General features: G+C 43.4%; 11 protein-coding genes. 4 read left to right on the forward strand and 7 right to left on the reverse strand.

Features of this window, described 5'->3' with window-relative positions; translation table 11 throughout:
* The 6 genes from BMZ95_RS10275 to BMZ95_RS10310 form a co-directional block, all read right to left on the reverse strand.
* Window positions 1–220: transposase (locus BMZ95_RS10275; protein WP_191981833.1), on the reverse strand; the 220-nt coding region annotated here is incomplete at its 3' end.
* Between the two features lie 527 nt (window positions 221–747).
* Complete coding sequence (gene bcp / locus BMZ95_RS10285) at window positions 748–1,200, reverse strand: thioredoxin-dependent thiol peroxidase (RefSeq protein ID WP_046922273.1); 453 nt, start codon at window positions 1,198–1,200, stop codon at window positions 748–750.
* A 273-nt stretch (window positions 1,201–1,473) separates the two neighbouring features.
* On the reverse strand, window positions 1,474–2,475 hold the full coding sequence (locus BMZ95_RS10295; protein WP_225354955.1) for a helix-turn-helix transcriptional regulator: 1,002 nt from the start codon (window positions 2,473–2,475) through the stop codon (window positions 1,474–1,476).
* Window positions 2,476–2,555: 80 nt separating this feature from the next.
* Window positions 2,556–3,152, reverse strand: a complete 597-nt coding sequence (locus tag BMZ95_RS10300; protein ID WP_014074173.1) for a hypothetical protein — start codon at window positions 3,150–3,152, stop codon at window positions 2,556–2,558.
* A gap of 110 nt (window positions 3,153–3,262) precedes the next feature.
* On the reverse strand, window positions 3,263–3,730 hold the full coding sequence (locus BMZ95_RS10305) for a DUF6652 family protein (RefSeq protein WP_014074174.1): 468 nt from the start codon (window positions 3,728–3,730) through the stop codon (window positions 3,263–3,265).
* Window positions 3,717–4,736 carry a GNAT family N-acetyltransferase gene (locus tag BMZ95_RS10310; protein ID WP_046922271.1) on the reverse strand — a complete coding sequence of 340 codons (1,020 nt, stop codon included), beginning with the start codon at window positions 4,734–4,736 and terminating at the stop codon, window positions 3,717–3,719. Before BMZ95_RS10310 ends, BMZ95_RS10305 begins: the two co-directional genes overlap by 14 nt.
* 695 nt (window positions 4,737–5,431) lie before the next feature.
* Here BMZ95_RS10310 and BMZ95_RS10320 point away from each other — a divergent pair.
* The 4 genes from BMZ95_RS10320 to BMZ95_RS11625 all read left to right on the forward strand — a co-directional run bounded on the left by BMZ95_RS10320 (window position 5,432) and on the right by BMZ95_RS11625 (window position 7,165).
* Window positions 5,432–5,797, forward strand: coding sequence for a PadR family transcriptional regulator (locus BMZ95_RS10320; protein WP_014074177.1), 366 nt, complete (start codon window positions 5,432–5,434; stop codon window positions 5,795–5,797).
* Window positions 5,760–6,428, forward strand: coding sequence for a DUF1129 domain-containing protein (locus BMZ95_RS10325; protein ID WP_052750356.1), 669 nt, complete (start codon window positions 5,760–5,762; stop codon window positions 6,426–6,428). Before BMZ95_RS10320 ends, BMZ95_RS10325 begins: the two co-directional genes overlap by 38 nt.
* Window positions 6,429–6,773: 345 nt before the next feature.
* Window positions 6,774–7,028, forward strand: a complete 255-nt coding sequence (locus tag BMZ95_RS10330; protein WP_003694900.1) for a GlsB/YeaQ/YmgE family stress response membrane protein — start codon at window positions 6,774–6,776, stop codon at window positions 7,026–7,028.
* A gap of 5 nt (window positions 7,029–7,033) precedes the next feature.
* Entirely contained in the window at window positions 7,034–7,165 is a 132-nt protein-coding gene (locus tag BMZ95_RS11625) for a hypothetical protein (protein WP_263850160.1), read from the forward strand.
* A gap of 201 nt (window positions 7,166–7,366) precedes the next feature.
* Here BMZ95_RS11625 and BMZ95_RS10335 read toward each other — a convergent pair.
* Window positions 7,367–7,973, reverse strand: a 607-nt coding sequence (locus tag BMZ95_RS10335; protein WP_143455019.1) for an RNA-guided endonuclease TnpB family protein, incomplete at its 5' end; no start/stop codon positions are given.

The following is a 7,973-nucleotide window of genomic DNA, read 5'->3' on the forward strand; positions in this document are numbered from 1 at the left end:
TGCCTATCCGTGTCTTGAGCTCGCGTTCTCGAGTGCCGTTGCGGCTGTCCGTGCGTTCTTCTGACCGTTCGTAAGGCTCAGCCTTGAGTTGAGCAGTGGATTCCGCCATCAAAATACTATTGAGACTTTTACGCAGCAGTTCGCGAAATGCCTGATCGTGATCCTTTGAAAGAAGTTGTAGAATTTCCTCTTGATTTAAGGTAATATTTAATTGAGCCATTTGTTTGTCCTCCTAGTATTATTTTGTTAGGTGATTTAATTATACCTGGGAGACGAGCACTTGGCTCTCTTTTTTTTATCAATTTACACCATTATACGGGCATAACCAAGTATTTTTTGTTGGCCTGAATATCAGGATCATATTCGGCAAAGCGGCAGCATGTATTTGGCAAAATCTCTGGATTTTACGGGCAAATTTCAAAAACTGCTCATTTGCCCGTAACCAAGGGCCGACTTTTACGGGCATATTTCAAAAACTGCTCATTTGCCCGTAATCGAGGGCTGACTTTTACGGGCATATTTCAAAAATCGCTCATTTGCCCGTAATCGAGGGCTGACTTTTACGGGCAAATCTCAAAAATCGACGTTATACCCGTAATCCCGCCCTGGCACGCTGATTGAGCAAACGATGCGCAGCGCCGCATTTATCGTTTATCATTTCCATATGCAAAATTGAAAAAATGCCGGACAAAATCAGTCGCAATTCGACCTCATTTGTTCGACATTTCATTTAAGGAACTTCTTAAATCAGAATTCTTCCATCATTTTTTCCGCATCCTCTGCGGCCTTCACCTTATCGTTTGACTTGACAATCATTCCGTCCTCGTCAATCAGATAGGTCGTTCTCACGACCCCCATATACGTTTTTCCGAAACTTTTCTTTTCCTTCCACACGTCATACGCTTTAATCGTTTCAAGATTTTCATCCGACAATAACGTAAATTTCAAACCGTGCTTTTCTTCAAAACGTTTGTGTGATTCGACGGAATCCTTGCTGATGCCCAAAACAACGGCTCCTTTTTCTTCAAACTGCGGCAAATGTGCGGTATATCCGCAGGCCTGCCTGGTGCATCCGGGCGTATTGTCTTTTGGATAAAAATACAGAATTACCTTCTTGCCGCGATATTCATCGAGACTGTGCATCTTGCCGTTTTGATCCGGCAACGTAAACAATGGTGCTTTAATTCCTGTTTCCAACATTTCAAAACACTTCCCTTCGCCATGATCATAACTCATTTACGCTTCAAAAGCACACAATAAGCTTGTGAATTTTTGCTTCAATAACCTGGCGAAGCACTGCATTTGACAAAAAACAGATAATTTTTTCGGTGATTCGTTTTGCCGCAAACGGCAAAAAGCAGACATGCGCTTCATCGATTCAATCGCTGAATTCAATCAATTTTTCGTTGATCATGATAAGCGCTTGCGCTTCAAATCACCATGCGACAGTCATTTTTCCTTCCTCATGATACATTATTGCCGATCATACCTGGCAGACGTTTTTTTGAGCAGATCGATCATGTCTTCTTTGACCTCTTTTGGTCCGATTACTTCAACGTCGCCAAGACCGATGAGCCATCCCAGCAAGATGACTGAAGGAACTGCATAAAATTCGATCAGAAGTTCATTGCTTTTGTCAGTCTTGTCAGGATTTGCGCAAACCTTGATGTTTTTTCCGAACTGATCGATGATCGGTCCGACCATTTCTTCGCTTGCCGCAACGGTAATCTTTCGTTCGTCTCCGGTAAACATGCCCATTCTTCTTGAGACGTAAGTATTGGGACAAATTTCGCGCACCTTGACCATGCCTTCGCGTGTTTGATCCTTCAACAGCTTGATATCAGTCATTTTGTCAACGCGGTAATGGCGTTCAACCAGTTTTCCACATTTATTTTTGATTGCATAAAGGTAATAGCGATCATCAGCCCAGATCAGGCTCCACGGGTTGACGATTTCTGCTTTGTCGCTTTTAGGGACGAGCTCCAGATCTTTGTTCCACTTCATGTAGGTAAAACTGATCGGCACTTTTTTATCGCAAGCTTCTTGAATCTTGTCCACGTTGTCCAAGATTTTTTGGTTCTCGGTTTTATTGTTGACCATCCCCAAAACATTGCGGTCAAGATAGTCGCACTGGTTTTCACTCAATAATTTTTTCAGCTTCTGCACCATTTCGTTCGCAATTTCTCTGCCGATAAAATTTGAAGCATTGATCGCATCAACAATCAATTTGAGTTCCTCTTTTTTCAGCAGTCGATTTCCAAGATAATATTTGGCATTTCTGCCCATGCTTCCTTCAACTTTGACGTCCCATTCTCTTAAAAGGCGCATGTGTCTGAGAATCGTGTCTTCGCTGCAATTATATCCCATATCGACCATTTTGTCCTGAATCTCGCGCATCGTCAACGGATGGTCCTCATCCGTGCATCTGTAAAGCACAGCATAAAGCGCAAGAATATTGCCGGTTTTTCCAGCCATTGCAATTTCTCCTTTCAAAATCATGCTTAATACAAAATTAAAAGCCTAAGCTCATCTGATCGAGTTCAGGCTTGACGTTTTCAACAATATTTTTCTTTAACGAACTGCTCATAATCTTCCTGATGCTGAATCACATATTGAATCAGTTCAGGATAGCAGCGATGTGCCGCCACCGTAACCAGCCTGTTCAAATCAAAAAGGCATCCGACAAGCAGATCCTCTTGACCCAATGAATCAATCTGTCTTTTGACCAGGTCCAAATCAAGTTCTTCTTCAAAAAGCCCCGGCGTATACGAATAGATGTCACCGGTATTGTGAATAACCAAAAATTCGCCAGAAAGACGTCTTGCGCGCAAACAATACAGATCACCGCACAGTTCCTCTTTGCATCTGGTCAAAATCGCCGCGGAGTCCTCCTTGTCGCTGGATGACCTGATAAACTCCTCGTATTTGCCTAACTCGCAATCCTTGTCCATCCAAGCGCAAAAAACGCGCATGTCAAGCATCTTGCATGCTTCTTCTTCGCTTGGAAACGGACGATCGATGCGTTGCTCAACAAACTTGCCGACAGACACGTCATTATCGAATTCCCACTCATTGCACAAATCCTCCAGGACTTGATACTCAAGGCCTTCGTACATGTCGGTCAGCAAACCTTCCTTTTCACGATTTAACATAAGCACAACCCCCAATTAGAGTACTCTAATTTAATTCTAAGCGGTCGGCGTGCGATATGCAAGCACTTGTTCTCAATTTCGCCGAACCCGTCGATAAAGCGAAACAGCACTTAAAAATCAACGACAAATGCCAAATGCAGCACGAGATAAATCAACCCTTTGCCTTTTTCAAGCCTGCCGCTTTGTTCCAATCTGACAACGACGCTGATACCGTACATCGAAGAAGTTATCATCAGCAAATAGTCGATGATTGCCAGAATCATTATCATTAAGGGACTGGAAAAGATCAGTGCCGGAACGGCCATCGCAAACAGCAATAGCAGACCTGTTCCAAAAATCAGCAGGAAAAAGGGAATATGAACGAACTTAATCAGCATGTCGTAAAACGCAAGATCATTGACCTTGTCTTTCGGATAAGTCAGCGCATTGACGATATTCAAAACATAAACGACAATCGTCAGGATGACGTACAACGTGAAGAAATTGTAAGCATTCTTATATTCAAAATATTCATGAACGAAGAAAACATATGGCAAAATCATCAGGATGACCGGCAAAATTTTTCTAAACCTTGCCACCTGCTTCAACATCTTTCCAGTCTTTTCTTTCCAAAACGTTGACTTTGACTTGTTCAATTTTACCATAGCTCGTTTCATACACGGAATCTTTAACATACTTAAACCCGCATTTTTCCTGAACTCTTTTTGACTGCCTGTTCGTTACGAAGTGTTCGCAAGAAATGAAGTCCATCCCCTGTTCTTCAAACAGCCAGTCAATCACGCGAAGAACAGCCTCAGGCATAATCCCTTGTCCCCAATAATCCTTGGAGAGGACGAAGCCCAGTTCGCAGCCTTTCTTATTGGAAAATGCAGCAAGTTTGGCAGCACTGAATTTTTTGATCCCGACCGAACCGATCACCTTGCCATCCTTTACGATGGCAAAAGTATCTCTTCCGCCAATGAAAATGTCAAGAATCCGTTGCGTTTCATCTTTGTCTTGATGCGGAAGCCAGCCAGCCATCTGCCCCACGCCGTCAACTGACGCATATTCATGAAAATCATCAAGATCCGTTTGTTCAAACTCTCTGAGCGTCAACCGAGACGTTTTCAAAATCGTTCCGGAAATATCGACGATGCGCTCAAGCTCTGCTTTCAAACGCTGTTTCAAATCAAACAGTTCTTCTTTTGACGGACAATTCTCATCAGCGTAAAACTCCTCCATCGGAAGCCACCACACCGGGCCTTTGCCGTGATTGCCATAATTTCCAAGATCGCCCTCATGTCTCGGAAAAAGATGCCAATGAAGATGGGCGTCACCTTGCCCTAAACACTCGTAATTTATCTTGTCCGCGCAAAAGGCATTTTTGACGGCTTTGGCCACAAAAATCATTTCCTTCATATATTTTGTCGCAAAATCTTCATCCAGATCAAAAAGTTCCGTTTCATGCTTTTTGCACAAAAAAAGCGTATAGCCTTCGATACGCTGCGTGTCCCCCAAAACAACGTAACCGGTCTCAAGTTCCTTGACAAAGAAAGGATTGGCCTCATCTTTGATCATCTTAATTCGATCACAAATCAGACACATGAAGATTCCCCCTTTTATTCAGTCATTATTGTAAAGCGAACTATCCGCTTATTATAGCATATATTTTTCAGGCAACCGAAATCTTTGGGATAAATCCACGGAAAAACAACAATTGCCGTAAAAAACCACGTTGACGCAAGGCGTTCACCGGTGTTCGGGAATTTTACGGGCAGAATTCAAAAATAGTCGTTTTGCCCGTAACCGGGAGCTGGCTTTTACGGGCAAATCCCAAAAATCGACGTTTTGCCCGTAACCGAGAGATGGCTTTTACGGGCAAATCCCAAGAATCTGCTTTTTGCCCGTAACCGGGAGCTGGCTTTTACGGGAAGATTCCAAAAATCGTAGTTTTGCCCGTAACCGGAAGCTGGGTTTTACGGGCAAATCCCAAGAATCTGCTTTTTGCCCGTAATGGAGAGCTGCTTTTTACGGGCAGATTCCAAAAATCGACGTTTTGCCCGTAACCGAGGGCTGCCTTTTTACGGGCAGATTCCAAAAATCGTCGTTTTGCCCGTAACCGGAAGCTGGGTTTTACGGGCAGATTCCAGAAGTCGGCATTTTTCCCGTAACTGAACATCAAATGGCAGCTGATCAACCAACGCACTGTATTTTTCAGCAAAATAATTGACAGAACAGCTATCTTGTAATACATTATAGCTAGGTATTATGTAATGCAAAATAGTAAGAGAGGTGATTCGATGATACCTTCGCAAATGCTGAAGGGAATGCTCGAAGGCTGCGTCTTAAAAATCATCAGCGAACATGAAACGTACGGATACGAAATTTCGGAAACCTTGAAATTTTACGGTTTCGGAAATATTTCCGAGGGGACGATTTATCCGATGCTGCTCAGGATGCAAAAAAACGGGCTGATTTCCGCTGAGTACAAGTCATCACCGGTTGGGCCAAGACGCAAGTATTTTTCAATCACCGAACAAGGGATGACGGAGATTGAAATGTTTTATCAAAATTTTTCGGAGTTGGAGTCGGCAGTTTTGAGGCTGTTTGAAAGAAAGGAAGATCGACATGGAGAAAAGCACGCACGAATTGAGGAAAGAGAATAATCGTTTGGACGGACTCATCAAAGAAGAAAATCAGGCAGTTTTCACTGACATCATCTGCTATTTGCGCGGATCAAAACTTTCAGAACACGACGTTGAAGTCGTGAGGTTCGATTTGACGTCAATGGTGCTTGAAGCGCAGGAACGAGGGGAAAATATTGGAAGTCTTTTTGGAAAATGCAGAGACTACAAGGAATTTTGCGATGAAATCATCGATTCTTTGCCAAAGAAGACAAAGTTTCAAGCAGCGTGCGAATTTTTCAGCACTTTTTTCCTGGCCTGTTCCGCTTCGCTTTTGATCGGAATAATTTTTTCGGCCGGTTTTTCAGGGAAAATCATCAAAGGGAAATTGCCGGCTGCATCGATTAAAATTTCAGTCGGCGAAGGAATCGTCATCATTTTGATTGTCGTGATTGCTTATGCTTTAGTCAAATTGGTGATGCGCTCGGCATTTGAAAGCGAAACGATATTTTTCAAGATTTCGACGATAGCTGTCAGTACCGTGGCATCTGCCGTTTTGATTTTTTTGCCATTGCTTTTAAAAGACACGTTGCTTACGCTCGATTTGTTTGTCGGCATCGCAATCGTGGTTTTGATGTTTGGTGCAGGCAAGACATTGGAAAGATTCATTTGAATTAAAATGTAGTGACGATTTTCATGGAAAATGATTCTAAAGAACCATACGTAAAAAAGTGCTTATGTTTTGAAAGTCAAAGACTTTCATGCGCTGACCGACCCCGGCGCAAAGAAATTTAAAAACGTCTTGTACGGTTCGTCAGGCGTTTTTGAGCGTATTTCACGGCAATTGTCAACCTAAAGTATAGTTAAGTTAACATTTTTAAAAATCAATGTTTATTGGTGATTTTTATTTTGATGAGTGTTTTTATTTGCAACAGAAAGCGTTTCCATATATAATGACAGTAGGTCCTAGGAACCTGGCGTTATATGGTGAGTCAAATAAAGCAAGGAGGAATTCACTATGCATTGGTTATGGGTTTTGATTGTCGGTGCGATTATCGGTGCCATCGCAGGTGCCATTACGAGCAAAGGTCAGTCAATGGGGTGGCTCAGCAACATCATTGCCGGATTGATTGGTTCTTCGCTTGGAGAAGCACTCCTTGGGTCATGGGGACCCCAGCTTGCTGGGATGGCCATAATTCCGTCAATTATTGGCGCGATTATATTGGTAGCACTTGTTTCATTTATTATGTCCCGCTTAAACATGGGCAGGTGATGCAAATGGCAAAAGGACTTTTACGTGTTGTTCTGCTTTCGACGGCAATTGTCGGCGGCATTTTGATCGGGGGAACCATTGTCGCCGTCAAGGGAGTTGACAGATTAGGGGATAAACTCCAGGATAAGCTTCATTGAAAAATTGTATGATAGAGGAGATATGGAGTATCCGATACGGGGGAACTCTCGTCGCTGCGGCGAGAGTTTTTTTGCTTTTTTGGAAATGGCGCTCGCGTTGATGGTGAACTACTCGGCCATAAATAACCGAGCTTCTGGGAACACGAAGTAGTATTCAGGATGTTGCGCTGGTATTCCAGCTACCTGACTTACAGAACTCCGTTATTTTACCAGGGCCAGTCCCTGGCCAATGGCTTTTAAACCTTTGTGCAGGATGTTAACTGCCGCATTAACATCCCGGTCGTGGTGAATGCCGCACTTCGGGCACGTCCATTCGCGGACTTCCAGCGGTTTTTTCCCGCTGTTAAAGCCACAGTTCGAACAGATCTGACTGGTGTAGTCAGGCTTCACTACAACTAATTGTCTGCCGTACCAGGCGCACTTGTATTCCAGCATTGCGCGGAATTGATACCAGCCGGCATTGGCAATTGACCTGGCCATGTGGTGATTCTTCTGCAGATTCTTGGTTTTCAAATCTTCGATTACAATCACGTCATAGTTCCTGATCAAGTCAGTTGTCAGCTTATGAAGGTAGTCTCTGCGCTTATTGGCAATCCGTTTCTGGCAGCGGGCTTTATTGACCCTTGCACGCTGCCAGTTGGAATAATCATCAAGCTCTTCCAGATGGTCAGAGCGGTTATGATTCCACTTCCACACCTCGCATTGAGCAAGGTAACGACGTCTGGCATACTTACGTTGCCACCTAACGGCTTGTTTTTCCAGCCATTCTGCGTTAAAAGTGCCGTACTTGACACCGTCAGAACTAATC

It is taken from the genome of Ligilactobacillus ruminis DSM 20403 = NBRC 102161, assembly GCF_900113455.1.
Classification (GTDB): domain Bacteria; phylum Bacillota; class Bacilli; order Lactobacillales; family Lactobacillaceae; genus Ligilactobacillus; species Ligilactobacillus ruminis.

Bases quoted from the DNA above. Each gene is read 5' to 3' on its own strand.
- bcp (WP_046922273.1), bottom strand. From the start codon at position 1,200: ATGTTGGAAACAGGAATTAAAGCACCATTGTTTACGTTGCCGGATCAA.
- BMZ95_RS10295 (WP_225354955.1), bottom strand. From the start codon at position 2,475: ATGGCTGGAAAAACCGGCAATATTCTTGCGCTTTATGCTGTGCTTTAC.
- BMZ95_RS10300 (WP_014074173.1), bottom strand. From the start codon at position 3,152: ATGTTAAATCGTGAAAAGGAAGGTTTGCTGACCGACATGTACGAAGGC.
- BMZ95_RS10310 (WP_046922271.1), bottom strand. From the start codon at position 4,736: ATGTGTCTGATTTGTGATCGAATTAAGATGATCAAAGATGAGGCCAAT.
- BMZ95_RS10320 (WP_014074177.1), top strand. From the start codon at position 5,432: ATGATACCTTCGCAAATGCTGAAGGGAATGCTCGAAGGCTGCGTCTTA.
- BMZ95_RS10325 (WP_052750356.1), top strand. From the start codon at position 5,760: ATGGAGAAAAGCACGCACGAATTGAGGAAAGAGAATAATCGTTTGGAC.
- BMZ95_RS10330 (WP_003694900.1), top strand. From the start codon at position 6,774: ATGCATTGGTTATGGGTTTTGATTGTCGGTGCGATTATCGGTGCCATC.
- BMZ95_RS11625 (WP_263850160.1), top strand. From the start codon at position 7,034: ATGGCAAAAGGACTTTTACGTGTTGTTCTGCTTTCGACGGCAATTGTC.